Below are 26,201 nucleotides of genomic sequence, written 5' to 3' on the forward strand. Positions count from 1 at the left end.
GCGCGGGGAACTGCGCGACCAGCCCCCACGCGCCCGCGGCCGACAAGCGGCCGAACCCAGCGGAGCGTTACTCGCCCAGGGACGTCATCACGTGCTTGATCCGCGTGTAGTCCTCGAAGCCGTACGCCGACAGGTCCTTGCCGTAGCCGGACTTCTTGAAGCCGCCGTGGGGCATCTCGGCGACCAGCGGGATGTGGGTGTTGATCCACACGCAGCCGAAGTCGAGCTTCTTGGACATGCGCATCGCGCGGGCGTGGTCCTTGGTCCATACCGAGGAGGCGAGGGCGTACTCGACGCCGTTGGCCCACTGGACGGCCTGGTCCTCGTCGGTGAAGGACTGGACGGTGATGACCGGGCCGAAGACCTCGTTCTGGATGATCTCGTCGTCCTGCTTCAGGCCGGAGACGACGGTCGGGGCGTAGAAGTAGCCCTTGTCGCCGACCCGCTGGCCGCCCGCCTCGACCTTGGCGTGGGCCGGCAGGCGGTCGATGAAGCCGGAGACCTGCTGGAGCTGGTTCGGGTTGTTCAGGGGGCCGAAGAGGACGTCCTCGTCGTCCGGCTGGCCGGTCTTGGTCTCGGCGGCCGCCTTCGCGAGCGCGGCCACGAACTCGTCGTGGATGGACTCCTGGACGAGGACGCGGGTGGCGGCCGTGCAGTCCTGGCCGGCGTTGAAGAAGCCCGCGACGGAGATGTCCTCGACGGCCTTGGCGATGTCGGTGTCCTCGAAGACGACGACCGGGGCCTTGCCGCCCAGCTCCAGGTGGACCCGCTTGAGGTCCTTGGAGGCGGACTCGGCGACGGACATGCCGGCGCGGACCGAGCCGGTGATGGAGGCCATCGCCGGGGTGTCGTGCTCGACCATCAGCCGGCCGGTGTCGCGGTCGCCGCAGATGACGTTGAAGACGCCCTTGGGCAGGATCGAGCCGATGATGTCGGCGATCAGGACGGTGGAGGCCGGGGTGGTGTCCGAGGGCTTCAGGACCACCGTGTTGCCCGCGGCGATGGCCGGGGCGAACTTCCACACCGCCATCATCATCGGGTAGTTCCAGGGGGCGACCTGGGCGCAGACGCCGACCGGCTCACGGCGGATGATCGAGGTCATCCCCTCCATGTACTCGCCGGCCGAGCGGCCCTCCAGCAGTCGCGCCGCGCCCGCGAAGAAGCGGATCTGGTCGACCATCGGCGGGATCTCCTCGGAGCGGGTGAGCCCGGTCGGCTTGCCCGTGTTCTCCACCTCGGCCGCGATCAGTTCCTCGGCGCGCTCCTCGAACGCGTCCGCGATCTTCAGCAGTGCCTTCTGCCGCTCGGCGGGGGTGGTGTCGCGCCAGGCCGGGAAGGCGCGGGCAGCGGCCTCCATGGCGGCGTCCACGTCCGCCTGCCCGGACAGCGGCGCGGTCGCGTACGCCTCGCCCGTCGCGGGATTGACCACCTGGGTGGTCCGTCCGTCGGCGGCGTCCCGGAACTCACCGTCGATGTGGTTGCGCAGACGACGCAGCTCGGTGCTCACTGCCGGCCTCCTGATCTGGTTCTCACTGTCCAATCACTGAGACACCCACCCTAGTCGTCAGGCCCACGTTTTCAACACCCCCGACACCACCACTTCTGCGAAATCCGCAAGACTGGAAGTCCCAAACAACGAATTTCATCGCTTGGGCCTTGCGAAACTGTCGAGACGTCGTGCACAGTGAGGTCGTGGCCAGTCGAAGCGCAGACCAGAGGGACTCGTCCCGCGAGTCCAGGAACGGCACCCCGACGTTGGATGCCGTCTCCCTCGCCATCATTCAGCAGCTCCAGGAGGACGGCCGCCGGCCGTACGCCGCGATCGGCAAGGCCGTCGGCCTGTCGGAGGCGGCCGTGCGCCAGCGCGTCCAGAAGCTGCTGGACCAGGGCGTGATGCAGATCGTCGCCGTCACGGACCCGCTCACCGTGGGCTTCCGCAGGCAGGCGATGGTCGGCATCAATGTCGAGGGTGATGTCGAGTCGATCGCGGACGCGCTGACCGGCATGTCGGAAGTCGAGTACGTGGTGATGACCGCGGGCTCGTTCGACATCCTCGCCGAGATCGTCTGCGAGGACGACGACCACCTGCTGGACGTCATCAACAAACGCATCCGGGCGCTCCCCGGTGTGCGCTCCACCGAGAGCTTCGTCTACTTGAAGCTGAAGAAGCAGACCTACATGTGGGGAACCCGATAACCGTGACCCAGAAGGACCTCAGCCGCACCGCGTACGACCACCTGTGGATGCACTTCACCCGCATGTCCTCGTACGAGAACTCCCCCGTCCCGACCATCGTCCGGGGTGAGGGCACCTACATCTACGACGACAAGGGCAAGCGCTACCTCGACGGTCTCGCGGGTCTGTTCGTGGTCCAGGCCGGTCACGGCCGCACGGAACTCGCCGAGACCGCCTTCAAGCAGGCCCAGGAGCTGGCCTTCTTCCCGGTGTGGTCCTACGCCCACCCGAAGGCCGTCGAGCTGGCCGAGCGCCTCGCCGACTACGCCCCGGGCGACCTGAACAAGGTCTTCTTCACCACCGGTGGCGGCGAAGCCGTCGAGACCGCGTGGAAGCTCGCCAAGCAGTACTTCAAGCTGCAGGGCAAGCCGACCAAGTACAAGGTCATCTCGCGTGCCGTCGCCTACCACGGCACCCCGCAGGGCGCCCTGTCCATCACGGGTCTGCCGGGTCTGAAGGCGCCGTTCGAGCCGCTCGTCCCGGGCGCGCACAAGGTGCCGAACACCAACATCTACCGCGCGCCGCTCTTCGGCGACGACCCGGAGGCCTTCGGCCGCTGGGCCGCCGACCAGATCGAGCAGCAGATCCTCTTCGAGGGCCCGGACACCGTCGCCGCGGTCTTCCTGGAGCCGGTGCAGAACGCCGGCGGCTGCTTCCCGCCGCCGCCCGGCTACTTCCAGCGCGTGCGCGAGATCTGCGACAAGTACGACGTGCTGCTCGTGTCGGACGAGGTCATCTGCGCCTTCGGCCGCCTGGGCACGATGTTCGCCTGCGACAAGTTCGGCTACGTCCCGGACATGATCACCTGCGCCAAGGGCATGACCTCGGGCTACTCCCCGATCGGCGCCTGCATCATCTCCGACAAGCTCGCCGAGCCGTTCTACAAGGGCGACAACACCTTCCTGCACGGCTACACCTTCGGCGGCCACCCGGTCTCCGCGGCCGTGGGTCTCGCCAACCTCGACCTGTTCGAGCGCGAGAACCTCAACCAGCACGTCCTGGACAACGAGGGCGCCTTCCTGCAGACCCTGCAGAAGCTGCACGACCTGCCGATCGTCGGCGACGTCCGCGGCAACGGCTTCTTCTACGGCATCGAGCTGGTGAAGGACAAGCACACCAAGGCGTCCTTCAACGAGGAGGAGACCGAGCGCGTCCTGTACGGCTTCCTCTCCAAGGCGCTGTTCGACAACGGCCTGTACTGCCGTGCCGACGACCGCGGCGACCCGGTCGTCCAGCTCGCCCCGCCGCTGATCTCCAACCAGGAGACCTTCGACGAGATCGAGCAGATCCTGCGCGCCACCCTCACGGAGGCGTGGACGAAGCTCTGATCATCCTCCGATGATCCTTCTGGATGATCAACACCGGCCCCGGTGCCCCCGTTCGAGTGAGAACGGCGGCCCGGGGCCGTGTGCTGTCCGGCCCTCCGGTACCGGCTGCCTAGCGTTCCAGTGACCGATCAGCCCAGCGTTCGTTCCCCCGGACGAGGGAACAGGCACGGGACAAGCGGATCAGAACCGAGGTGTACGCCCATGGAGGCCCCGCCGGACAACGACGTGCTCTGGGCACGCGCGCTGCACTTCAGGCACCCCGACGGGTCGCCCGGACTCGCCGGGGTCTCGCTCGCCGTGCGCGAGGGCGAGATCCTCGCCGTCATCGGGCCGCGCGGCAGCGGCAAGACGACCCTGCTGCGCTGTCTGTCCGGCCTGCTGCCGGTGCGCACCGGCGAGGTGTGGTTCAACAGCACCCCCCTGCACACCCTGGGCCCGATGCGCCGCGAGCGGCTGCGCCGGGACCGCTTCGGCTGGATCGACCCCACACCGGTCCTGGTTCCCGAGCTGAACGCCTGGGAGAACGTCGCCCTCCCCCTGATGCTGCGCGGTGCCCCCCGCCGCAGGGCCAAGGTCGCCGCGCTGGAGTGGCTGGAGCGGCTCGACATCGGCGACAAGGCCCGCAACCGCCCGCACGCACTCCAGCAGGCCGAGCGCCAGCGCGTCTCGCTCGCCCGGGCGCTGGCCCAGGCCCCCATGGTCCTCTTCGCCGACGAGCCGACGGCACCGCTGCACCGCGCCGACCGCACCCATGTGCTGCGCACGCTCATCACGGCCGCCCGCTCGCACGGCATCACCGTGCTGCTCGCCACGTACGACCCTGACACCGCCGCCCTCGCCGACCGCAGCGTGGCCCTGCTGGACGGCCGGAGCGTGCGCACCCTGTATCTGCCGGACGTCCCGGACAAGGAGGGCCGGGCCGCGTGCTCGCTCTCCGTCTGACCCGTGCGGCCCGGCCCGCCGTCCAGCTGCGCCGCCTGCTGGTGACCGCGGCGGCCGGCGGCACCGGCTTCCTGATGCTGGCCTGCCTCGGCTACGCCCTGAACCACCCGGAGCAGGCGGACGCCGCCGCGCTGCGGCTGGCCTGGTGCGCGGTGCCGTTCGCCGCCACGGTGTACTTCGCGCTCGCCGTCGCCCGCACCGACCCCGGCACCCGGCCGCGCCCCGGCCTGTCCGCCGTGGGCCTCGGCCCGGCGCGCCTGATGGCGGTCTCGGCGCTGACCACGGCCCTGTCCTGCGCTCTGGGCTCGCTGCTGGCCCTGCTGGTCTTCCTGCATCTGCGCGGCGACCTCACGGGCATGCCCTTCGACGGCGCGGCGGCGGACTTCCTGGCGGCGGGCCGGCCCCTTCCCGTCCCGGCGGCCGCGACCCTGCTGGCCCTGCTCCCGGCCTTCGCCTCGGCGACGGTCGCCGTGGCACTGCACCCCAAAGAGCCCCTCCCCTCCGCCCCGGGCCCGCACAAGTTCGGCCGCTTCGGGGCGTACGGCCAGGCGGTGGCCCGGGAGACGTTCGGCGCGTACGGCAGATTCGGCGCCCGCTTCGGCCGACAGGCCGCGGCCGACCGGCAGTTCGCGGACGACCCGCACGCCGCGGACGACCGACCGACCGCGCACGACCGACGGACCGCGGACGACCGACGGACCGCGGACGGCCGGGAGAAGGCAGACGGCCGGCAGTCCGCGGGCGATCGACCGACCGCGGCCGACCGGCAGTCCATGGGGGACGGCGGGCAGTCGGCCGAGGGCGGCGGTCAGGGCGGCAGCCAGTCCGTGGACGGCGCGCCCCCGCCCGAGCTCCCCGCCCCGGACGCGGACTGGACCGACCTCGGCGCACAGCCCCCCAGAGGCACCCCCGCCGGCTTCCCCTGGGGCATCGCCCTGCTCACCACCGGCCTCACCGTCCAGTCCTACGCCGGTCGCTCGAACGTCACCGTGCTCGCCGGCTGGTTCCTCACCGCCACCGGCCTGGTCCTCGCCGCCCCCGGCCTGACCCACCTGTGCGGCCTGCTCCTGCAGTGCACCCGCCCCGGCGCCCTCCGCCTCCTCGCCGGCCGGGTCCTGATGACGGAAGCCACCCGCATCGGGCGCCCGTTGGGCGTCGTCAGCGCGGTCACGTCCGCCGGCTACGCCATGATCACGCTGTACGCCGGCTCGGCACCGGCGTTCGGCCCGCTGACCACCCTCGGCGCGCTGCTCGTCACCGGCTGCACGGTCGCCACCGTGCTCACCGCGGCCGTGGAGACCCGCCAGTGCCGGGCCGACACGACCGCCGCGCTGCTCCGGCTCGGCGCTCCGGTCTCGACGCTGCGCGCGGCCGCGGCCCTGCGCGCGGCCGCGCTGCTGGCGCTGTTCGGCCCGCTCACCCTCCTCGTCGCCGCCCTGGCGGCACTCCCCGTGGACCGCTGAGCGGCCCGTCGCGGCGCCCTTCCGAAAAAAACTCTCCGGCGACCGATGAGTTCTCGCGGGGCCCCCGGTCTACCCACCGAACGCGCTGACCCCAGCACCAACCACCACGGGAGAGACCCCATGTACCAGCAGATGATCTTCGTGAACCTGCCCGTGAACGACCTCGACGCCTCGAAGAAGTTCTTCACGGAACTCGGCTACTCGATCAACCCGCAGTTCAGCGACGAGAACGCCGCCTCCGTGGTGATCAGCGACACCATCTTCGCGATGCTGCTGACCAAGCCGTTCTACGCGACCTTCACCAAGAAGGAGATCGCCGACGCGACCACCACCAGCGAGGTGCTCGTCTGCCTGAGCGCGGAGAGCCGCGAGAAGGTGGACGAGCTGGTCGACAAGGCGATCGCGGCGGGCGGCACGCCCACCGGCCAGACCCAGGACCACGGCTTCATGTACGGCCGCGCCTTCGACGACCTCGACGGCCACACCTGGGAGGTCATGTGGATGGACCCGGCCGCCGTGCAGGGCTGACCCTGCGTCAAACGTCACGGTGCTTAATAAGCAGGTAAAGCCAACACCCGTTGGCGGCATATGCATTGACACTACTTACGGAGCGCTTATAAACCTGTGAGCCTCTTGGGGAGGTTGGGACCTCACCTCATCCGTCGTCCCAACTCCTCATCAACCCCCCGCAGTTATGCACTCTGTAAAGGACAAACGTGTCCATAACTCGCCGCAGCGCACGCCGTTCCGTGCGCATCCTGGGTGTTGCCTCCGCCTCGGCCGCGGTGGTGCTGGGTCTGTCCAGCACCGCGCTCGCGTGCAACATCCGTGACTTCAAGGCCGAAGCCAAGTGCGACGGCGACAAGGGCGTCATCGTCGTCACCGACACGGACGCCTCCGGCACCCCGGCGAAGATCACCGTGTTCGCCACGAACAGCGGTGGTGTCGAGACCAAGGTGGGCGAGCAGGAGGTCAAGGGCTCGGCCCAGGGCACTCCGGTCAGCTTCCCGGAGGAGTGGAAGCCGAACGCGACGTACCGCGTCCACATCAAGGCGGCCAACATCGTCGACGAGGACATCCAGCCCGGCCTGACGACCCCGTCCACCGCCTGCAAGACCGCCAGCCCGACCCCGACCGCGCCGGCCTCCTCGAAGCCGACGCCGACGCCGACGAAGTCCTCCCCGGCCACCCCCGCTCCGTCGGCCTCCGGGCCCAGCTCCGCCCCGGCGAGCGCGCCGAGCAACGCGCCCTCCCCGGCGGCCGGTCACTCGAACCTCGCCGAGACCGGCGCCAGCTCCAACACCGGCCTGATCGCCGGCATCGCGGGCGCGCTGGTCGTCGTCGGCGGCGGCGCGGTCTACTTCGGCATGCGCCGTCGTGGGGCGCGCGGCAACGGCTGACGCCCCGCCCTTCGTACCGCACCGCGGCCCGTCCCCCTATCCCCAGGGGACGGGCCGCGGTCGCGTCTCAGCCGAAGGTGGCCTGCTTCAGCCAGAACTCCAGCAGCTCACGCTCGCCGAGGACCTCAAGACCGGGGGTGTCCAGCGGCACCCGGCCGTAGAAACCGAGCAGCACGGAGGTGAGCGGGCCGCGCAGGGCGACGGTGGCCTTCTTGTGCCCGCGCCGCCAGCTGACGCCGTCCTCGCCCAGCTCGACGAGCCACTCGGCGTTCAGGTCCGGGCCGGCGTCGGTGGCGTGCAGATGGATGCTGCGGCCCGGGCCGCGCAGCTCCTTGCCCCACTCGCGCGTCCCGGAGCGCTGCACCCACTCCACGAGCTGCAGCCACTCGTCCAGCGTGTCGGCGGCGACCTCGGGCGCGACCTCGTAGGGCTCCCCGACGGTGAGCGCGGCGTCCGCACGGTGGATGGTGATCTCGTGGGTCATCCGGCGGGCCCAGAACCCGCTCGTGGCCATGCCGGTCCACGACCACACCTCGGCCTCGGGACCGGCCTCGCGGAGCGCCCCGACGACCAGCTCGCCGGTCTCCGCGAGCCATGCGTCCAGGGCCGCGGCGTCCCCCTCGGCCTCCGGTCCCTCGCCGAGCGGCACCTGATCGTGCGGGATCATCTCCTGGGCCCGGGTCCGGACCAGCGTGGCCGTCCAGCGCAGGGCGCCGCCCATGTGCCGTACGAGCCGTTCCAGGGTCCATTCCGGGCAGGTCGGCACGGTGGCCGACAGATCGGCCCCGGAGGCCACCAGGGCCCTGAACTGGCCCACCTGGTGGGCGATTTCGTCACAGTAGCGATCGTGTGCGAGGAGCGTCATGGGCCCACCCTAAAGGGCGGATGATCACCCGAGCACGACGATCTCGGCCACGTCGAACTCCACCCCGACCGCGTCCCCCACCTCCGGCGCGTCCCGCAGCGCGCAGGCCGCCTCCAGGCGCGGCCCGTCGGCCGCCTGGAGGCGTACGGCCACATGGGTGCCCTTGAAGGTGCGGGCGGTCACCGTGCAGGGCAGGCCGGCGGCGGCCGCCACGAGCCGTACCCCGGCGGGCCGGACCAGCAGGGTGCGGGCGCCCTGCGGGGAGCCGTCGGGCACCGGCAGCTTGCCCCAGGGGCTGTCGGCCGCCGTACCGACGACGGTCGCCTCGGCCACGTTCTCGAAGCCGAGGAAGCGGGCCACGAACGCGTCGGCGGGCCGCTGCCAGACCTCAAGGGGCGTGCCGGACTGCGCGATCCGCCCGTCCCGCATCACCACCACCCGGTCCGCGAGTGCGAACGCCTCCCCCTGGTCGTGGGTGACGGCGAGCACGGTCGTACCCAACCGGCCGAAAAGTTCCCGCAGCTCGACCACGAGGCGCTCCCTGAGCGAGCGGTCGAGCTGGCCGAGCGGCTCGTCCAGCATGAGCAGCCGGGGCCGGGGGGCGAGCGCGCGGGCGAGGGCCACGCGCTGCTGCTCACCGCCGGACAGCGAGGCCACGGCCCGCCGGGCGGCGCCCGGCAGCCCGACCAGCTCCAGCAACTGCCCGACCTCGGCGCCCCGTTCGCCCTTGGCGACACCGTGCATCCGCAGCCCGAAGGCCACGTTCGCGCCGACGTCGCGCTGCGGGAAGAGCTGGTGGTCCTGGAACATCAGGCCGACGCCCCGCTTGTGCGCGGGTACGCCCGACTGGTCGCGGCCGTCCAGCAGCACCTGCCCGCAGTCCAGCGGCTGGAGCCCGGCGACCGCCCGCAGCAGCGTCGACTTTCCGCTGCCGCTGGGTCCGAGGACGCACACCACCTCGTGCTCGGCGACATCGAGATCGACCGCGTCGAGCACGGCCCGCCCGCCGAAGCGCACGGTCGCGGCAGCAAGGCTGAGCAGCATCACCACTCCCCCGTCGGCATCTAGAACTCCCCCGTCCGGTCGGTGCGCAGCCGCTCCAGGATCATCAGCGCGGCGGCGCACACCAGCATGAGAATCGTCGAAAGGGCCATCGCCTGGCCGTAGTTGAGGTCGCCGGGGCGGCTCAGCAGCCGGGCCACGGCGACCGGGAGCGTCGGGTTGTCGGGCCGGGCGATGAACACGGTCGCCCCGAACTCGCCGAGCGAGACGGCGAACGCGAACCCGGCCGCGACCAGCAGCGCCCGCCGCACCATCGGCAGATCCACCTCCCGCCACACCCGCCACGGCGAGGCCCCGAGCACGGCCGCCGCTTCCCGCAGCCGTGCGTCCACCGCGCGCAGCACGGGCAGCATGGTCCGTACGACGAAGGGGGCGCCGACCAGCGCCTGGGCGAGCGGGACGAGGATCCAGGACTGCCTGAGGTCCAGCGGCGGCTTGTCGAGCGCGATCAGGAAACCGAAGCCGACGGTCACGGCGGACACTCCGAGCGGCAGCATCAGCAGCGCGTCGAAGCCCCGCAGCAGCCGTCCGGCGTCCCGGCGGGCCAGCGCGGCGGCGGCGAGACCTCCGATCACCACGGCGATGGCGGTGGCGACGGCGGCATACTGCAGCGAGGTCCACACCGCGTGCACGGGCGCCACCAGGAACGTACCGCCGTCGGCGTTCGCGAGCGCCCGGTAGTAGCCGAAGCCGGGTGCGTCCAGGGAGCGGCGGACGAGGACGGCGAGCGGCAGGACGAGTAGCAGCGCGACGGTGGCGAGGACACCGGCGAGCAGGGCCCACTGGCCGGCACCGCGCGGGCGGCGGGCGGTGGTCCCGGGGTCGACGAGCCTGAGGGCGGTCTCCCGGCGCCGTACCGTCCAGGCGTGCACGGCGAGGATCGCGCCGACGGCCGCGAACTGGACCAGGGTGAGGACGGCGGCCGTGGAGAGGTCGAAGACCTCGGAGGTCTGCCGGTAGATCTCCACTTCGAGGGTGGAGAAGGTGGGGCCGCCGAGGATCTGCACGACGCCGAAGGAGGTGAAGGTGAACAGGAACACCATCAGCGCGGCAGCGGCCACAGCGGGCGCGAGGGCCGGGAGGGTGACCTTCCGCCAGGCCCGCAGCGGCGAGGCGCCCAGCATCCGGGCGGCCTCCTCCTGCCGAGGGTCGAGCTGGGCCCACAGCCCGCCGACCGTGCGTACGACCACCGCGTAGTTGAAGAAGACATGGGCCAGCAGGATCGCCCACACCGTGGTGTCCAGCCGCAGGCCCCACAGCTGGTCGAGCAGCCCGCCGTGTCCGACGAGGGCGAGGAAGGCGCTGCCGGCGACGACGGTCGGCAGCACGAACGGCACGGTGACCACGGCCCGCAGCAGCCGCTTGCCCGGGAAGTCCAGGCGGGCGAAGGCGTAGGCGGCGGGCAGCGCGAGCAGCAGGGTGAGCGCGGTGGAGGCGAGCGCCTGCCAGGTGGTGAACCACAGCACGTGCCGGATGTCCGGCTGGCCGAGGACATCCGTGATCCGGCCGAACCGCCAGACGCCGTCCACCTTCAGCCCGCGCGCCACGATCGCGGCCACGGGCCAGGCGAAGAACACGGCGAAGAACGCGACGGGCAGGGCCATCAGCCCGAGCCGCGCCGCGCTCCCCGCGCGGTCCTTTCGAGGGACTACTTCAGTACGAGCGAGGTCCACGACTTGACCCACTGGTCACGGTTGGCGGCGATCTTGCCGGGGGCCATGGTCTCGGGGTGCTGGGCGGCCGGCCCGTACTCGGTGAACTCGGCGGGCACCTTGGCCCCTTGGAGCACCGGGTAGACGAACATGTTCAACGGCATGTCCTCCTGGAACTCCCTGGAGACCAGGAAGTCGAGGAACGCCTTGGCGCCCTTGGGGTTCTGGGCGTTGCTCAGCAGCCCCGCGAACTCGATCTGCCTGAAGCAGGTGCCGCTCGCCACACCGGTCGGGGCGGTGCTGGGCCGCTTCTTGGCGTAGATCACCTCGGCGGGCGGCGAGGAGGCGTACGACACCACCAGCGGCCGGTCACCGCCGGCCTTCCTGCCCTCCGACGACCCGGAGAACTCCTGGTAGTAGGCCTGCTCCCAGCCGTCGACGACCTTGACGCCGTTGGCCTTGAGCTGCTTCCAGTAGCCCTGCCAGTCGCCGTCCCCGAACTGCGCGGCGCTGCCGAGCAGGAAACCGAGGCCGGGCGAGGAGGTGGCGGCGTTCTCGGTGACCAGGAGGTTCTTGTACTGCGGCTTGTCCAGGTCGGCGAAGGACTGCGGCGGGGTCAGCTTGTGCTTGCTGAAGTAGGCCTTGTCGTAGTTGACGCAGATGTCGCCGTAGTCGACGGGCGTGACCCGGTGCTTGTCCCCGTCTAGCTGGTACGCGGCGCCGACCTTGTCGAGGCCCTTGGCCGTGTACGGCTGGAACAGGCCGTTGTCGAGGGCGCGGGACAGCAGGGTGTTGTCGACGCCGAAGAAGACGTCGCCCTGCGGGTTGTCCTTGGTCAGGATCGCCTTGTTGACGGCCTGCCCGGCGTCGCCGTCCTTGAGGACCCTGACCTTGTACCCGGACTTCTTCTCGAAGTCCCGCAGCACGGTCTTGGAGACGGCCCACGAGTCGTGGCTGACGAGGGTCACGGTCTTGGAGTCCGCGGACGACTTGCCCGCGCCGGAACCGCACGCGGACAGGCCGATCAGGCCGAGCCCGACCGCCACGGCCATGAAGGTCTTGTTGTGCACTGGATGTCCTCCTGGGGGTTGGCCAGGAAGAGACGCGGCCCTGCCCAGGGATCTGGGCAGGGCGCAACAGCTTGAGTGATGACCGAACTCCCTACCCAGAATGACCTGGGCGAGGTTCAGAGGGTCTGCGGCCCTGTCCGCCGCACTCTCAGCGCTGTGGCGCTCCCCTGTCGGAATATGAAGATGTCCGGAGAAGGTGTCTGGATATGAAGATATGTGGACCGGGTCAGATTACCGCTCGGTGGCCGCGAGCTGACCACAGGCTCCGTCGATCTCCTGCCCACGAGTGTCCCGGATGGTGACGGGCACCCCGTGCGCGGCGATGGCCTCGACGAACGCCTTCTCGTCCTCCGGCCGGGAAGCGGTCCACTTCGAGCCCGGCGTCGGGTTGAGCGGGATCAGGTTGACATGCACGGGCTTGCCCTTGAGCAGCCGCCCGAGCCGGTCACCGCGCCAGGCCTGGTCATTGATGTCGCGAATCAGCGCGTACTCGATCGACAGCCGGCGCCCGCTCTTCTCGACGTACTCGAACCCGGCGTCCAGCACCTCGCGCACCTTCCACCGCGTGTTCACGGGGACGAGGGTGTCGCGCAGCTCGTCGTCGGGGGCGTGCAGGGAGATCGCGAGCCGGCACTTGAAGCCCTCGTCGGCGAACCGGTGGATGGCCGGCACCAGCCCGACGGTGGACACGGTGATCCCGCGCTGCGACAGCCCGAGCCCGTCCGGGGCGGGATCGGTGAGCGCCCGAATCGCACCCACGACCCGCTTGTAGTTGGCGAGCGGCTCGCCCATGCCCATGAAGACGATGTTGGACAGCCGCGCGGGCCCGCCGGGCACGTCCCCGTCGCGCAGCGCGCGCATCCCGTCGACGATCTGATGGACGATCTCGGCGGTGGACAGATTCCGGTCCAGCCCCGCCTGCCCGGTCGCGCAGAACGGGCAGTTCATCCCGCACCCCGCCTGCGAGCTGATGCACATGGTGACCCGGTCCGGGTACCGCATCAGCACGGACTCGACGAGCGTCCCGTCGAACAGCCGCCACAGCGTCTTGCGCGTGGTCCCCTGGTCGGTCGACAGATGCCGTACGACGGTCATCAGCTCCGGGAACAGCGCTTCCTGCAGCTTCCCGCGCGACCCGGCGGGGATGTCGGTCCACTGCTCCGGGTCGTGCGCGTACCGCGCGAAGTAGTGCTGCGAGAGCTGCTTGGCGCGGAACGGCTTCTCGCCGACCTCGGCCACCGCGTCCTTGCGCTCGGCGGGCGTGAGATCGGCAAGGTGCCGCGGCGGCTTCTGGGCTCCGCGCGGGGCGACGAAAGTGAGTTCTCCGGGCTTAGGCATAGCCGTACCAGTGTCTCAGATCAAATTCCGTGACCCGCGCCCCGTGGCCCGTGCGGTGGTTGCCGACGTTCGCAGACCGATGCGTCGCTCAGACGCAGGGGACGTTGGAGTAGCCCGGGTAGTAGTAGCGTCCGGCCGGACCGGCGCTGTGGACGCAGCGGTCGAAGCCGGGGCTCTGGGGCTTCGGGCTCTGTGGGGCGGCGGTCGCGGTCGGAGCGACGAGGACGAACACCCCGAGGATCATTACCGCCACCGCCGACTTCTTGCCCGGGATGTGCCTCCGGAACGTCTTCATTGCCGCCCTCCTCAGGGCCTAGACGGGAGCGCCGCGCGGTTCACTGGGTGAAGGGCCGGCGCTCGCATTCCGCATATCGTTATATGCCGCAGACATGACGTCAACACCCCAAACAAGGACATTCGAACGGAGGACCGGCAGCCGGTTCGGGCAGGCGGGGGACATGCCCGTGGTGAGCCGTGTCCGGTGATCGGCATGGTCGTTGGAGCGAGCATGCGAAAGATCATCATGACCGCCACGCTGGCCGTGGCTGCCATCGCCATGGCAGCTCCCGCCCACGCGGGCAACGAGTCGACCCCTTTCAGCACCTGGACCTTCGCGCCGGCATCCGTCTGCGGGCTGGAAGGGGCAGAGGTGCCGGTGCTGCCGATCCTGACCGCCTACGTCCCCATCCACTCCAACAGCTGCTCGAACGGCAACCTGGTCAGCCACCCGAGCATCTAGGACCAGGCCCCCTATCCGCGCCGAACGCGCTGGTAGGGGGCCATGACACGCTCCGCGGGGCCGTCGCCGAGCGGCTCCGGACGCGGCCGGTGACTGTGAAGTTCTGCTGACGAACGGTCGGGTTTCCTGGTCGGGCCTTGTCCCGTCCCTGGCGCTCACGTAACCACATGAGCCATGAACCTTTTCGGCCGCAACTCCTCCCATCGGCGCGCGCAGCCGACCGCCGCCCCCGCGGTACCCCGTGCCCGTACCGCCACCGCCGTCCTGCCCGATCCCGAGCTGGCGGGCCTCACCGGCGACTGGCTGATCGATCCCGCGCACAGCAGGATCGGGTTCTCCGTGCGGCACGCGATGGTGACGACGGTGCGCGGCGCCTTCCCGGAGTACGAGAGCCGCCTCCACTTCGACGGCCGCGACCCGACTCGCTCCCGGGCCGACATCGTGATCTACACCGCCAGCGTGGACACCGGTGTCGAGCAGCGCGACGCCCACCTGGTCGGCCGGCAGTTCCTGGACGCCGCGGGCCATCCGCGGATGACCTTCACGAGCACTACGGTGCAGCTCGCGGGCAAGGACGTCTACCGGATGACCGGCGACCTCACCATCAAGGACACCACCCGGCCCGTCGACCTGGACCTCACCTACATCGGTCACGTGACCGACGCGTTCGGTGACGAGCGGGTCGGCTTCGACGGCACCACCACCATCCATCGCTCCGACTGGGGTCTGAGCTACGACGGCAGGATGGCCCAGGGCGGCGCCATGGTGAGCGAGACGGTCCGGCTGCAGTTCGACATCGCCGCTATCCGCGTCACGTCCACGGCCTGAGGAACGGCCGGGTCCGCGCCAGGTCCGGTCCGCGCCGGGTGCACGCCGGGCAGGCCGTCGGCTAGGCCACCGTCTGCTCCAGCCGCTCCTTGAGCAGTTGCTCGTTGTGCGGGAGTTCCTTGCGGACCTGGGGCCGTACGACGAGGGGCAGCAGGACCTTGCCGATGCCGTGGCCCTCGAAGTCCATGTCCATGGTCACGCGGGTGCGGCCGTCGGCGAGCGGGGTGACCTCGCCGTGGACCCGGCCGCGCACCGGGCCGTCGATGCCGCGCAGGCCCCAGGAGTGCGGCGGCTCGAACTCGGTGACCTGCATGGTCATCGGCATGTCGCGGCCGCCGACATGCCGCGTGATCCGGATCCGGGAGCCGAGCCCGAAGGGTTCGTCGTCCAGCTGCTCGACCGACACCGCGCTCTCCTGCCACTCCGGCAGATGAGCGGGATCGCTGACGTACGCCCAGACGTCACCCGGACTCCGGTCGACGTCGATCTCTTCATGGAAGGCGGACATGACGCCCTCCTTTCGTAGAGGGCTTTGCCCGAGAATCGTCTCACTCCAGCGGTCACGGGACCACAGGCCTCAAGGGCCGTACGACAACGGGCCCCGCCCAGGACAGAAGACGAGGCCCAGAGCCGTACCGCACGCCGGCTCACGCCGAGCCGACGAACATCACCAGCAGCAGCCACACCACCGGGGCCGTCGGGAGCAGGGAGTCGAGGCGGTCCATGATGCCTCCGTGACCGGGGAGCAAGGTGCCCATGTCCTTGATGCCCAGGTCGCGCTTGATCATGGACTCGCCGAGGTCGCCCAGCGTGGCGCTGGCCGCGACCGCGAGGCCCAGCAGCAGGCCCTGCCACCACGTGCCGTGGTTGATCAGGAACTGCATGCAGAGCGCGCCCACGACCATCGCGAACAGTACGGCGCCGGCCAGGCCCTCGCGGGTCTTGCCGGGGCTGATGCGCGGGGCGAGCTTGTTCCTGCCGAAGCGCCAGCCGACCGCGTACGCGCCGGTGTCGCTGACGACCGTGAGGAGGAGGAAGGTCAGGACGCGCCAGGGGCCGTCCTTCGCGGTCAGCATCATCGCGACGAACGTGGCCAGGAACGGCACATAGAACGCCGCGAAGACGCCCGCCGTGACGTCCTTGAGGTAGCCCTCCGGTGACTCCGTCATGCGCCAGACCAGGACGGCCAGTGCGGTGAGAGCCATGGCCACCCATGCGCCCTCGGCGCCGCGGACGTACCCGGCGACCACCATCGCCGCACCGCCCACCGCGAGCGGCACCAGCGGCGCCTTGATCTGCTTGCGCTCCCGCAGCCTGCTGGTCAGCTCCCACAGGCCGACGACGACCGCGACCGCGATCACGCCGACGAACACGGGCTTGTAGATGAACAGCGAGGCGATGATCACCACACCGAGCCCGACTCCGACCCCTATGGCCGCACTCAGGTCACGGCCCGCGCTCTTCTTCTGCGGCGCTGGCGCCGGCTGGGGGGCGTCGGGCATGGGCTCCGGATTCTGGTTCTCGGCCGGGACTGTCCGGGTCCGCGTGGACCCGGGGCGGAACTCGTCCTGGAACAAGGGGCCGCTCGGCCGAGCGGCCCCCCGGTCGCCGTCCTGGTCTCCGCCGTACGCGGGTGTGTCGGGCACGATGGGCATGGGGCGAGTGTGCTGCGCCTCAGGCGCATCGTACGCGGGACCCGCCGGGGCGACCCCCTGGACAGGCCCACCCACGGTGGGCCCCCAGTAGCCGGCCTGCCCCGCCCGTGGCGGCGCCCCCCAGGAAGAGTCGCTCATCAGACTTCGAGCAGCTCCGCTTCCTTGTGCTTCAGAAGCTCGTCGACCTGAGCGACGTACTTCGCCGTCGTGTCGTCGAGGTCCTTCTCCGCACGGCGGCCCTCGTCCTCGCCGATGTCGCCGTCCTTGATCGCCTTGTCGATGGCGTCCTTGGCCTTGCGGCGCACGGAACGGATGGAGACCCTGGCGTCCTCGGCCTTGCCCTTGGCGACCTTGATGTAGTCGCGGCGGCGCTCCTCGGTCAGCTCGGGGAACGTCACCCGGATGATGTTGCCGTCGTTGCTGGGGTTGACGCCCAGATCGGAGTCGCGGATCGCCTGCTCGATGTTGCGCAGCGCGCTCTTGTCGAACGGGGTCACGACGGCCATGCGCGGCTCCGGCACGGAGAACGAGGCCAGCTGGTTGATCGGCGTCAGCGCACCGTAGTAGTCGGCCACGATCTTGTTGAACATCGCCGGGTGCGCACGACCGGTGCGGATCGCGGCGAAGTCCTCCTTGGCGACCACGACGGCCTTCTCCATCTTCTCCTCGGCCTCGAGGAGGGTCTCTTCGATCACCACTTGCTCCTGCGTGTCTTGAGTAAGGCCCGGCTGCGGTACCTCTGTGGGGCGGCGGCCGGCTGCGTCGCGTCTTCTTCCTGCACGGTTCCCGACCGGCAGGACATTGTCCATCCCCCGGCCAGGGCGCGTCCCGTCCGTCCCTCGGACAGGTGGCGTTCCCCGGGCGACGGGGGTGTGCCGGTCAGTCCCGGCTGCCCTGGTCGCCCACCAGCGTGCCGATCTTCTCACCCTTGACGGCGCGGGCGATATTGCCCTCCGCGAGCAGCTCGAAGACGAGGATCGGGAGCTTGTTGTCGCGGCACAGCGTGATGGCGGTGGCGTCGGCGACCTTGAGATCGCGGGTGATGACCTCGCCGTAGCCGAGGGCGTCGAACTTGACGGCCTCCGGGTTGGTCTTCGGGTCGGAGTCGTAGACGCCGTCCACGCCGTTCTTGCCCATGAGCAGCGCCTCGGCGTCGATCTCCAGGGCGCGCTGGGCGGCGGTGGTGTCGGTGGAGAAGTACGGCATGCCCATACCGGCGCCGAAGATGACCACGCGGCCCTTCTCCAGGTGACGCACGGCGCGCAGCGGGATGTACGGCTCGGCGACCTGGCCCATGGTGATGGCGGTCTGCACCCGGCTGTCGATGCCCTCCTTCTCCAGGAAGTCCTGGAGGGCGAGGCAGTTCATCACGGTGCCGAGCATGCCCATGTAGTCGGAGCGGGCGCGGTCCATGCCGCGCTGCTGGAGTTCGGCGCCGCGGAAGAAGTTGCCGCCGCCGATGACGACCGCGATCTCGGCGCCGTCCCGGACGACGGCCGCGATCTCGCGGGCGATCTTGTGCACCACGTCCGGGTCCACGCCCAGGCCCCCGCCGCCGGAGAAGGCCTCTCCGGACAGCTTCAGCAGAAACCGGCCGCGTACTTTGCCGTCGTCGCTCTTCTGGGCCTTGGTGGTCATGGGAGATCCCGCCTCTTTCACGTGTTGCACATACGAAGAAGGCCATTGCCGATGGGGTCGCTTTTCGCTCCCATGCGCGGCAATGGCCTCCTCGTCAGATCTGCTGCCGTCCGCCCCACGCCCGGGTGTGGCGGTGTGCGCGGACGACTGCTGTCGACCCTATCGGGATTTCTCCGCGGGTCGCGCGTCGATCGCGGTACGGACTCAGATGCCGACCTTGATGCGCGAGAAGCGCTTCAGGGTGACACCGGCCTCGTCCAGCACCTTCTGGACCGACTTCTTGTTGTCCAGCGCGTACGGCTGGCCGAGCAGGGTGGCGTCCTTGAAGAAGCCGTTGAGTCGACCCTCGACGATCTTGGCGATCGCGGCCTCGGGCTTGCCCTCGGCGCGGGTGGTCTCCTCGGCGACGCGGCGCTCGGTCTCGACGACCTCGGCCGGCACGTCCTCCTTGGCGAGGTACTTCGGCGCGAAGGCGGCGATGTGCTGGGCGACGCCCTTGGCGACCTCGGCGTTCGGCTTGTCCAGCTCGACCAGGACACCGATCTGCGGGGGCAGGTCGGGCATGGTGCGGTGCATGTAGGCGAGCACGAAGCCGTCGGCGAACTGCGCGAAGCGGTCCAGGACGATCTTCTCGCCGAGGTTGGCGTTGGCCTCGTCCACGAACGCCTGAACGGTCTTGCCGGCCTCGATCTCGGAGGCGAGCAGGGCGTCGAGGTCGGCCGGGGAGGTCTTGGCGACGTGCTCGGCGATGGCCTTGGCCACGGCCTGGAACTTCTCGCCCTTGGCGACGAAGTCCGTCTCGCACTTCAGCTCGACCAGGACGCCGGAGGAGTTGTCGTCGGCGATGATGGAGACGACGGCGCCGTTCTCGGCGGAGCGGCCCTCGCGCTTGGCGACGCCCTTCTGGCCCTTGATGCGCAGCGCTTCGACGGCCTTGTCGACGTTGCCCTCGGCCTCGTCCAGCGCCTTCTTGCAGTCCATCATGCCGGCGCCGGTCAGCTCACGGAGCTTCTTGACGTCGGCGGCGGTGTAGTTCGCCATGAGTCTGTGAGTCTTTCTCGAAGTCTGGAAGATCTTCAGATCAGCACGGTGTGCACTCCACATAGGAACGCGGAGCGCGTACGGCGCGCAGACCTACGGGTGAACAGCGGGGGCGGACTTCACCGCGCCGAAGGCGCTGTGGGATGTACCGCCCCCGCCGTCAACGCGTGCGTCAGGCCTGCTCGCCCTCGGCGGCCTTCTCCTCGGCCGGCGCGGCGTCGGCGGCCGGAGCAGCCTCAGCGGCCTCGGTAGCCGGAGCGGCCTCGGTAGCGGGGGCCTCGTCCTTCTTCTCACCCTCGAGCAGGTCGCGCTCCCACTCGGCGAGCGGCTCGCCCGCGGCCTTCTCGCCCTTGTCACCGGTGGCGACGCGAGAGCGGGAGATGAGGCCCTCGGCGACGGCGTCGGCGATCACGCGGGTGAGCAGGGTGACGGAGCGGATCGCGTCGTCGTTGCCCGGGATCTTGTAGTCGACCTCGTCGGGGTCGCAGTTGGTGTCGAGGATCGCGACGACCGGGATGTTCAGCTTCCGGGCCTCGCCAACGGCGATGTGCTCCTTCTTGGTGTCCACGATCCAGACGGCGCTCGGCACCTTCTGCATCTCGCGGATACCACCGAGGGTCTTCTCCAGCTTGGCCTTCTCGCGCGAGAGCACGAGAAGCTCCTTCTTGGTCAGACCGGACGCGGCGACGTCCTCGAAGTCGATCTGCTCAAGCTCCTTGAGGCGCTGCAGACGCTTGTAGACGGTCGAGAAGTTGGTGAGCATGCCGCCCAGCCAGCGCTGGTTGACGTAGGGCATGCCGACGCGGGTGGCCTGCTCGGCGATGGCCTCCTGCGCCTGCTTCTTGGTGCCGACGAACATGACCGTGCCGCCGTGGGCGACGGTCTCCTTGACGAACTCGTAGGCGCGGTCGATGTACGACAGCGACTGGAGCAGGTCGATGATGTAGATGCCGTTGCGCTCGGTGAAGATGAAGCGCTTCATCTTCGGGTTCCAGCGACGGGTCTGGTGACCGAAGTGGACGCCGCTCTCCAGCAGCTCCCGCATCGTGACGACGGCCATGGCCGTATCTCCTTGAGTTTCTCGGTTGTGCCGCGGATGCCGGACGGCTCCCGCGCCTGACGCCCGCGACGCGCCTTGCCGCTGAGGACCGAGAGGCGCTGACACCGACCGTGTGAAGGCCTGGTGTCGGGGCGTGCGAAGTCGACCCGGTGACCCGGATCGCCAGAAGAAGTGTACGGGACCGCCGGGGCACCGGGTGACGCCACTGCCCCCAACCGGGGAGTAGTCCACAGACTCCGGCCATGATCGGCGGGGTGCGGGAGGGTCGTCGCATGCGACGAGCGATGCGATACGCCCTGGTGTCAGCAGGTCTGCTTCTCGGTCTGGCGTGGGCGGCCCTGCTGCCCGGCTGGGCCTGGGCGGATCCTCCTCCTGCGGCCCCGGCCCCACCCCCTCAGGCCCCGGTCCCGGCCATCGCCCGCACCTGGCCGGTGGGCGTCCGCCCCTTGGTGTTGCGGGGCTGGGAGCCACCGTCCACGCCGTACGGCCCCGGCCATCGGGGCGTGGACCTGTCGGCGCCGGCCGGTTCCCCGGTACGGGCGGTCGCACCGGGACGGGTGTCGTTCGCGGGGCGGGTGGCGGGGCGCGGGGTCGTCTCGGTCGACCTGTCGGGCACGGATCTGCGTACGACGTACGAGCCGGTGACTGCGTCGGTCCGAAAGGGGGACGAGGTGGAGGCGGGCGAGGTGGTCGGCACGGTGGACCCGACGGATCCGAGGGGCTCCCACTGCGCCACGGCATGCCTGCACTGGGGCCTGCGCCGGGGAAAGACCTACCTGGACCCGCTGTCCCTGCTCCCGCCTTGGCTTTTGCACAGGGGGCCGGCGAGGCTGCTGCCCGTACTGGGGGTACCGATTCCCGCGTAACCGCGCCCGCCCCAGCGGGCCTCAGCCCTTCACGCCCCGCAGTGCCATGGCCACCGCCGCATCGGTGATGGCCGCGGGATCCTCGGCGGCGCCCAGCTCGATGCGCCGCACCGCCGCGTCCACCACCCCCTGCAGCAACATCGCCGCGAGCCGAGGCTGCTCATGCCCCATCTCCCCGAGCGCCTCGGCGATCATCGTGACCAGCCCGCCGTGCGCCGCCCGGATCTTCTCCCGTGCCCCGGCGTCCAGCTCACTCGCGGAGATGGCGACGACCGCCCGGTGCCGCCGGTCCCCGACCAGCGCCAGTTGCTGCCGCACATACGCCTCGACCTTGCCCTCGGCCGAGTCGGTCCGCTCCATCGCGGCGGCCACCTCCGCCGCCCACAGCGGAAAGTCGACCTCGCACAGCTCCTCGACCACGGCGGCCCGCGACCGGAAGTACTCGTACACGGACGAGCGAGCCAGCCCCGTGCGCTCGGCGAGGGCCGGGAAGGTCAGGGCCTCCGTCCCGCCCTCGGACAGCAATGACCGAGCCGCGTCCAGCAGGGCGGCTCGCTGCATCGACCGGTGCTCGGCCACGGAGGCCGCTCGAATCCTTGGCACGTCAACCACTTTACGGACACCGCGTCCCGGAAAGGGAAGACTCAGCGCCCGAAGCTCGCCAGCTTGGCGCGCAGCTGCAGCACCGACTTGGTGTGGATCTGGCTGACCCGGCTCTCGGTGACCCCGAGCACATTGCCGATCTCGGCGAGGGTGAGCCCCTCGTAGTAGTACAGCGTGACCACGGTCTTCTCCCGCTCGGGCAGGGTGTTGATGGCCCGCGCGAGAAATCTCCGCAGCTCCCGGTCCTCGGCCACCTCCACCGGATTGTCCGCGGCGGTGTCCTCCAGCGTGTCCATGAGGCTGAGCCGGTCCCCGCCCTCGCTGCCGACGTGCAGCAGCTCCTCCAGCGCGACCACGTTGGCCAGCGACAACTGGCTGAACACGGCATGGAGTTCATCGACCTCCATGCCCAGCTCCGCGGCGACCTCACCCTCGTTCGGAGTACGCCGCAGCCGCGCTTCCAGGGTGGCGTAGGCCCGTTCCACGTTGCGCGCCTTCTGCCGTACCGACCGCGGAATCCAGTCCAGCGCCCGCAGCTCGTCGATCATCGCGCCCCGGATCCGGGTGATCGCGTAGGTCTCGAACTTGATCTCCCGGTCGATGTCGAACTTCTCGATCGCGTCGATCAGCCCGAAGACGCCGGAGGAGACGAAGTCGGCCTGCTCCACATTGGGCGGCAGCCCGACGCTCACCCGTCCCGCGACGTATTTCACGAGCGGCGAGTAGTGCAGGATCAGCTGCTCCCGCAGCCGGTCGTCCCCCGTCGCCTTGTACGACCGCCACAGCTCGTCGAGCGTCGAGGGAGCGGGCGGCCGCACGCTGCCACCGTCGCGGGCGGCTGGGGGGATCGCCGCCCGGTCGGACCCGGAGGTGTGCTGGGGCATTCGTCGCCTTGTGCCGTTCTGCCGTGAAGTGCTGTGAAGTGCCGCTAAGTGGGACGGGATGGGGTTCGGTGGGGGGAGTGGGCTACCTGGGTGAGCTGTCGGTCCGGTGCCGAGTTGGCGGGATCTGTGTCATCGCCTCGTGAGCGTAGCGTGACTGAGCTGTCGCGGTGTGCGAACAGCGACGCTCCACTCGGTCGCGGGGCGCTCCGACCGGCCGCACGCGCGCTTCCCGCGACTCGCTCTGCGTGACCGGCCGGAGCGTCAACTCCGGGAAACATCAAGGGCGTCGGGGGTTCCCCCGGACGGCCGAACACGCTCGGTCAGCACGGGCCACGACCGGTACGGACCGATATCACCGCCTGGCGTGTCAACTTCCAGCCGTCGCCGTGTCGTTCGACGTAACCAAGTGCTCGGAGTTCGTACAGTCTCGCGATCGCCTCGTCCCGCGTGGTCGGCGTGGAGAGCGCGATCTCCTCGACGGAGGCCGCGCGGTCGCCGGGCAGGGCCGCGAGGACCGCCCGGGCGGCGGGTGCCAGCAGGTCGCGCGGGAGGACGGGGCCGCGGCGGGCCGGCGCCAGCTCACCGATGTCACCCACCAGTTCCACGACTTCCGCGGCATCGGTGACCAGGGCGGCCTCGCCGCGCAGCATGTCGTGGACACCGGCGGAGAGTGCGCTGGTGACGGGGCCGGGCACGCCCATGGTGAACCGGCCGAGGCGCTGTGCGGCCCGCGCGGTGGCCAGCGAGCCGCTGCGGCAGGCGGCCTCCACGACGACGGTGCCCCTGGTCAGGGCGGCGATGACGCGGTTGCGGAGGATGAACCGGCTCGGCGTCGGATGGTCTCCCGGGGGCAGCTCACCGACCACCAGTCCCTGCTCCGCGATCCTTTCGATCAGTGCGGTATGACCGCGTGGGTAGGGGCGGTCGACGCCGCAGGCCAGGACCGCGACGGTGGCTCCGCGGGCGGCGAGGGCGCCTCTGTGGGCGGCGCCGTCGATGCCGTACGCACCGCCCGAGACCACGACCCAGCCACGCTCGGCGAGCCCCGCGGAGAGGGTGGCGGCGACATGGGTGCCGTACTCGGTGCAGGCGCGGGCGCCCACCACGGCCACGGACCGGAGCGCCCATATCCGCAGACCGGGCCGGCCGCGCACCCACAGCCCGATCGGCCGGGCGTCCCCCAGATCATCGAGCTGCCTGGGCCACTCGGTGTCCCCCGGCCCCACAAACCGCGCCCCCGCGGCCCGGGCCACGGCGAGATCCCGCTCCGGCTCGGCCCGCCGGGCCCGCGCGACCAGCCCGGCCCACCGGACCTCGCTCACCCCTGGCAACGCCTCCGCCCCCGCCGTCAACCGCCGCACCACCTCCCCCACCCCGAACTCCCGAACCCACCGTCCCCCGGCCTCGTCCCCCGGCTCGACGACCCGGCAGAGAAAGACCCGTCCGAGCACGTCGTCTTCGAGGTCCTCGCCCGTGCTCATGCCAGCGCCCCGATGGCCATCGGCACCCCTCGGGGGACTCCGGTGCGCAGCTGAAGGGCCAGGGCGACGTCGGACGCGTCCGGACGGTCGTGCCCGACGAGGTCGGCGACCGTCCAGGCGACGCGCAGGACCCGGTCGATGCCGCGGGCGGTGAGCACACCGCGCTCAAGGTTGCGCTCGGCCTCGTTCATCGCGCCGGCCACGGCGTGATAGCGGCTGCGCAGCTCCCGGCCGGGCACTTCGCTGTTGGTGCGCCACGGTGTTCCGGCCAGGCGGGCCGCGGTGCGCTCGCGTGCCTGCCGTACGCGCTCGGCCACGGTCGCCGTGGACTCGCCCCGGGCGCCGGGGTCGGTGAGTTCGGCCCGGGTGACCGGGTCGACCTCGACACGCAGATCCACCCGGTCCAGCAGCGGGCCGGAGAGCCGGGACTGGTAGCGGCGGATCACCGACGGCGGGCATTCGCACAGGGCGTCGCGCTGCGAGAAGCGGCCGCAGGGGCAGGGGTTGGCCGCCAGCACCATGAGGAAGCGTGCCGGGAAGCGGACCACACCCGCGCTGCGCGCGATCACCACGTGCCCCGACTCCAGCGGCTGCCGCAGGGCGTCCAGGGTCTGGCTGTGGAACTCGGGTGCCTCGTCCAGGAACAGCACGCCGCGGTGGGCGAGGGAGACCGCTCCGGGTCGTGCGATGCCGGGGCCTCCGCCGACGAGTGACTGCATCGTGGCCGAGTGGTGCGGGGCGCAGTAGGGGGCGACGTCGATGAGCGGCTTGCCCGGCGGCAGCAGCCCGGCCACCGAGTGGACCGCCGTGACCTCCAGGGACTCCTCCCTGGTGAGCCGGGGCAGGACGGCGGGCAGCCGTTCGGCGAGCATGGTCTTGCCCGCGCCGGGCGGCCCTTCGAGGAACAGGTGGTGTCCGCCGGCGGCGGCCACCTCCACGGCCGTACGGGCCGAGGTCTGGCCCACGACGTCCGCCAGGTCGTGATCGTGGTCGTGCTGGGCGGCGCCGAGGCTGTGCACGCCGGTGGCCGCACCCGTGCCGGGCATGCGCAGGCCGGCCAGAAGGGGGTCCGGGCGGCCCTGTTCGTCCGGCTCCTCGTCGGGGACGGGTTCCTCGGTGAGGACGGCGATGAGCTGCCGCAGACTGCGGACGCCGAGCACCGAGACGCCGGGGACCAGCGAGGCCTCGGCGGCGGCGCACTCGGGCACGACCACTTGTTCGTACCCGGCGTCGGCCGCGGCGAGCACGGCCGGCAGGATGCCGCGGACCGGTCGGACCCGGCCGTCCAGGCCCAGCTCCCCGATCATCACGATGTCCGAAAGGACACGTGGATCGATCCGTTCGGCGGCGCCGAGCACCGCGCAGGCGACGGCCAGGTCGAAGCCGGAGCCGGCTTTGGGCACCGACGCCGGGCTGAGTCCGACGGTGAGCTTCTTCTGCGGCCACTCGCCGCCCGAGTTCACCACCGCCGCCCGGACCCGGTCGCGGCTTTCTGTCAGGCTCTTGTCCGGGAGGCCGACCAGGGTGAAGGCCGCGACACCGGGTTCGAGATCGGCCTGGACCTCTACGACGACGCCCTCGACGCCGACGAGGGCCACCGAGCAGGTGCGGGCGAATCCCATTCAGGCCACCCCCCGCACATGCTCGACGGACGGGGCGCCGCGCTGGGGCAGCAGGACGCCGATCAGGTCGATCCGGACGCCGCCCGGCGGTGCCCCGCCGTGGGCCTGGATCCAGTGCTCGGCCAGTTTGCGCAGCCGGGCCGCCTTCTCAGGGGTCACCGCGGCCATCGGATGCTCGAAGGAGCCGCCCCTGCGGGTCTTCACCTCGCACACGACCAGGACGTCACCGTCCCTGGCCACGATGTCGATCTCACCGGACCTGCCGGAGCGCCAGTTGCGCTCCAGCACTGCCATTCCGGCCTCGGCCAGCCGCCGTGCGGCCAGCTCCTCGCCGTACCTGCCGAGCGCGCTGCGTGCGTTGCTCATGTCGGCACCACCTCCGGCGCCAACGGTCACGCATCCCGGCCACAGATGTTGATCTTGGTGGGC

At 70.7% G+C, this 26,201-nt stretch carries 27 protein-coding genes and 1 riboswitch; of the genes, 9 read left to right on the forward strand and 18 right to left on the reverse strand.

What is annotated here, in order from left to right; all coding sequences use genetic code 11:
- Positions 1 to 67: 67 nt before the first annotated feature.
- Positions 68 to 1,507 carry a gamma-aminobutyraldehyde dehydrogenase gene (locus AB0L75_RS15300; RefSeq protein ID WP_365180881.1) on the reverse strand — a complete coding sequence of 480 codons (1,440 nt, stop codon included), beginning with the start codon at positions 1,505 to 1,507 and terminating at the stop codon, positions 68 to 70.
- A gap of 170 nt (positions 1,508 to 1,677) precedes the next feature.
- Between AB0L75_RS15300 and AB0L75_RS15305 the strand changes: the two genes are divergently transcribed.
- The 6 genes from AB0L75_RS15305 (at position 1,678) to AB0L75_RS15330 (ending at position 7,368) form a co-directional block, all read left to right on the forward strand.
- Positions 1,678 to 2,196 (forward strand): Lrp/AsnC family transcriptional regulator, encoded by a 519-nt coding sequence (locus AB0L75_RS15305; RefSeq protein ID WP_365180884.1) that lies wholly within the window; start codon positions 1,678 to 1,680, stop codon positions 2,194 to 2,196.
- On the forward strand, positions 2,181 to 3,563 hold the full coding sequence (locus AB0L75_RS15310; RefSeq protein WP_365180887.1) for an aspartate aminotransferase family protein: 1,383 nt from the start codon (positions 2,181 to 2,183) through the stop codon (positions 3,561 to 3,563). Before AB0L75_RS15305 ends, AB0L75_RS15310 begins: the two co-directional genes overlap by 16 nt.
- A gap of 201 nt (positions 3,564 to 3,764) precedes the next feature.
- Positions 3,765 to 4,505, forward strand: coding sequence for an ATP-binding cassette domain-containing protein (locus AB0L75_RS15315; protein WP_365180890.1), 741 nt, complete (start codon positions 3,765 to 3,767; stop codon positions 4,503 to 4,505).
- Entirely contained in the window at positions 4,487 to 5,968 is a 1,482-nt protein-coding gene (locus AB0L75_RS15320; protein WP_365180893.1) for a hypothetical protein, read from the forward strand. Before AB0L75_RS15315 ends, AB0L75_RS15320 begins: the two co-directional genes overlap by 19 nt.
- 120 nt (positions 5,969 to 6,088) lie before the next feature.
- Entirely contained in the window at positions 6,089 to 6,496 is a 408-nt protein-coding gene (locus AB0L75_RS15325; protein WP_365180895.1) for a VOC family protein, read from the forward strand.
- A 188-nt stretch (positions 6,497 to 6,684) separates the two neighbouring features.
- Entirely contained in the window at positions 6,685 to 7,368 is a 684-nt protein-coding gene (locus AB0L75_RS15330) for an LAETG motif-containing sortase-dependent surface protein (protein ID WP_365180898.1), read from the forward strand.
- Between the two features lie 67 nt (positions 7,369 to 7,435).
- On the opposite strand, the gene AB0L75_RS15335 is transcribed toward AB0L75_RS15330, so the two are convergent.
- From AB0L75_RS15335 to AB0L75_RS15360, 6 genes are all read right to left on the reverse strand, one after another.
- On the reverse strand, positions 7,436 to 8,233 hold the full coding sequence (locus AB0L75_RS15335) for a maleylpyruvate isomerase family mycothiol-dependent enzyme (protein WP_365180901.1): 798 nt from the start codon (positions 8,231 to 8,233) through the stop codon (positions 7,436 to 7,438).
- A gap of 24 nt (positions 8,234 to 8,257) precedes the next feature.
- Positions 8,258 to 9,277, reverse strand: a complete 1,020-nt coding sequence (locus AB0L75_RS15340; protein WP_365180904.1) for an ABC transporter ATP-binding protein — start codon at positions 9,275 to 9,277, stop codon at positions 8,258 to 8,260.
- Positions 9,278 to 9,297: 20 nt separating this feature from the next.
- Positions 9,298 to 10,899 (reverse strand): iron ABC transporter permease, encoded by a 1,602-nt coding sequence (locus tag AB0L75_RS15345; protein ID WP_365180907.1) that lies wholly within the window; start codon positions 10,897 to 10,899, stop codon positions 9,298 to 9,300.
- Positions 10,900 to 10,943: 44 nt separating this feature from the next.
- Positions 10,944 to 12,017, reverse strand: coding sequence for a thiamine ABC transporter substrate-binding protein (locus tag AB0L75_RS15350; RefSeq protein ID WP_365180910.1), 1,074 nt, complete (start codon positions 12,015 to 12,017; stop codon positions 10,944 to 10,946).
- A gap of 70 nt (positions 12,018 to 12,087) precedes the next feature.
- Positions 12,088 to 12,196: riboswitch (TPP riboswitch) on the reverse strand.
- 52 nt (positions 12,197 to 12,248) lie between these two features.
- Positions 12,249 to 13,355: a 23S rRNA (adenine(2503)-C(2))-methyltransferase RlmN gene (rlmN, locus tag AB0L75_RS15355; protein ID WP_365180913.1), complete on the reverse strand. Its 1,107-nt coding sequence runs from the start codon at positions 13,353 to 13,355 to the stop codon at positions 12,249 to 12,251.
- Between the two features lie 88 nt (positions 13,356 to 13,443).
- The gene (locus AB0L75_RS15360) at positions 13,444 to 13,650 is read right to left on the reverse strand and encodes a hypothetical protein (RefSeq protein WP_365180916.1); all 207 of its coding nucleotides are present in this window, start codon (positions 13,648 to 13,650) and stop codon (positions 13,444 to 13,446) included.
- A 213-nt stretch (positions 13,651 to 13,863) separates the two neighbouring features.
- On the opposite strand from AB0L75_RS15360, the gene AB0L75_RS15365 reads away from it, so the two are divergent.
- Positions 13,864 to 14,094, forward strand: a complete 231-nt coding sequence (locus AB0L75_RS15365) for a hypothetical protein (protein ID WP_365180919.1) — start codon at positions 13,864 to 13,866, stop codon at positions 14,092 to 14,094.
- Between the two features lie 174 nt (positions 14,095 to 14,268).
- Positions 14,269 to 14,922, forward strand: a complete 654-nt coding sequence (locus AB0L75_RS15370) for a YceI family protein (protein ID WP_365180922.1) — start codon at positions 14,269 to 14,271, stop codon at positions 14,920 to 14,922.
- A gap of 61 nt (positions 14,923 to 14,983) precedes the next feature.
- Here AB0L75_RS15370 and AB0L75_RS15375 read toward each other — a convergent pair whose 3' ends face one another.
- The 6 genes from AB0L75_RS15375 to rpsB form a co-directional block, all read right to left on the reverse strand.
- Complete coding sequence (locus tag AB0L75_RS15375) at positions 14,984 to 15,430, reverse strand: SRPBCC family protein (protein WP_365180925.1); 447 nt, start codon at positions 15,428 to 15,430, stop codon at positions 14,984 to 14,986.
- Between the two features lie 139 nt (positions 15,431 to 15,569).
- Positions 15,570 to 16,715 (reverse strand): phosphatidate cytidylyltransferase, encoded by a 1,146-nt coding sequence (locus tag AB0L75_RS15380; protein ID WP_365180928.1) that lies wholly within the window; start codon positions 16,713 to 16,715, stop codon positions 15,570 to 15,572.
- Positions 16,715 to 17,272, reverse strand: coding sequence for a ribosome recycling factor (gene frr, locus AB0L75_RS15385; protein ID WP_365180931.1), 558 nt, complete (start codon positions 17,270 to 17,272; stop codon positions 16,715 to 16,717). The genes AB0L75_RS15380 and frr overlap by 1 nt, the downstream gene beginning before the upstream one ends.
- A 184-nt stretch (positions 17,273 to 17,456) precedes the next feature.
- Positions 17,457 to 18,215: a UMP kinase gene (pyrH, locus tag AB0L75_RS15390; RefSeq protein WP_365180934.1), complete on the reverse strand. Its 759-nt coding sequence runs from the start codon at positions 18,213 to 18,215 to the stop codon at positions 17,457 to 17,459.
- A gap of 204 nt (positions 18,216 to 18,419) precedes the next feature.
- Positions 18,420 to 19,256 carry a translation elongation factor Ts gene (gene tsf / locus AB0L75_RS15395; RefSeq protein ID WP_365180937.1) on the reverse strand — a complete coding sequence of 279 codons (837 nt, stop codon included), beginning with the start codon at positions 19,254 to 19,256 and terminating at the stop codon, positions 18,420 to 18,422.
- Positions 19,257 to 19,428: 172 nt separating this feature from the next.
- Positions 19,429 to 20,316: a 30S ribosomal protein S2 gene (rpsB, locus tag AB0L75_RS15400; RefSeq protein WP_365180940.1), complete on the reverse strand. Its 888-nt coding sequence runs from the start codon at positions 20,314 to 20,316 to the stop codon at positions 19,429 to 19,431.
- Between the two features lie 272 nt (positions 20,317 to 20,588).
- On the opposite strand from rpsB, the gene AB0L75_RS15405 reads away from it, so the two are divergent.
- The gene (locus tag AB0L75_RS15405; protein ID WP_365180943.1) at positions 20,589 to 21,182 is read left to right on the forward strand and encodes a M23 family metallopeptidase; all 594 of its coding nucleotides are present in this window, start codon (positions 20,589 to 20,591) and stop codon (positions 21,180 to 21,182) included.
- Positions 21,183 to 21,203: 21 nt separating this feature from the next.
- Here AB0L75_RS15405 and AB0L75_RS15410 read toward each other — a convergent pair whose 3' ends face one another.
- From AB0L75_RS15410 to AB0L75_RS15430, 5 genes are all read right to left on the reverse strand, one after another.
- Positions 21,204 to 21,761 (reverse strand): helix-turn-helix domain-containing protein, encoded by a 558-nt coding sequence (locus AB0L75_RS15410; RefSeq protein ID WP_365181216.1) that lies wholly within the window; start codon positions 21,759 to 21,761, stop codon positions 21,204 to 21,206.
- A gap of 65 nt (positions 21,762 to 21,826) precedes the next feature.
- Positions 21,827 to 22,669, reverse strand: coding sequence for an RNA polymerase sigma factor WhiG (gene whiG, locus AB0L75_RS15415; protein WP_365180946.1), 843 nt, complete (start codon positions 22,667 to 22,669; stop codon positions 21,827 to 21,829).
- Between the two features lie 320 nt (positions 22,670 to 22,989).
- Complete coding sequence (dprA, locus tag AB0L75_RS15420; RefSeq protein ID WP_365180949.1) at positions 22,990 to 24,150, reverse strand: DNA-processing protein DprA; 1,161 nt, start codon at positions 24,148 to 24,150, stop codon at positions 22,990 to 22,992.
- Positions 24,147 to 25,772 carry a YifB family Mg chelatase-like AAA ATPase gene (locus AB0L75_RS15425; RefSeq protein WP_365180952.1) on the reverse strand — a complete coding sequence of 542 codons (1,626 nt, stop codon included), beginning with the start codon at positions 25,770 to 25,772 and terminating at the stop codon, positions 24,147 to 24,149. Before AB0L75_RS15425 ends, dprA begins: the two co-directional genes overlap by 4 nt.
- Positions 25,773 to 26,168, reverse strand: coding sequence for a YraN family protein (locus AB0L75_RS15430; RefSeq protein WP_365180955.1), 396 nt, complete (start codon positions 26,166 to 26,168; stop codon positions 25,773 to 25,775).
- Positions 26,169 to 26,201: the final 33 nt, after the last annotated feature.

The sequence above is a fragment of the Streptomyces sp. NPDC052101 genome (genome assembly GCF_040680235.1).
Lineage (GTDB): Bacteria > Actinomycetota > Actinomycetes > Streptomycetales > Streptomycetaceae > Streptomyces.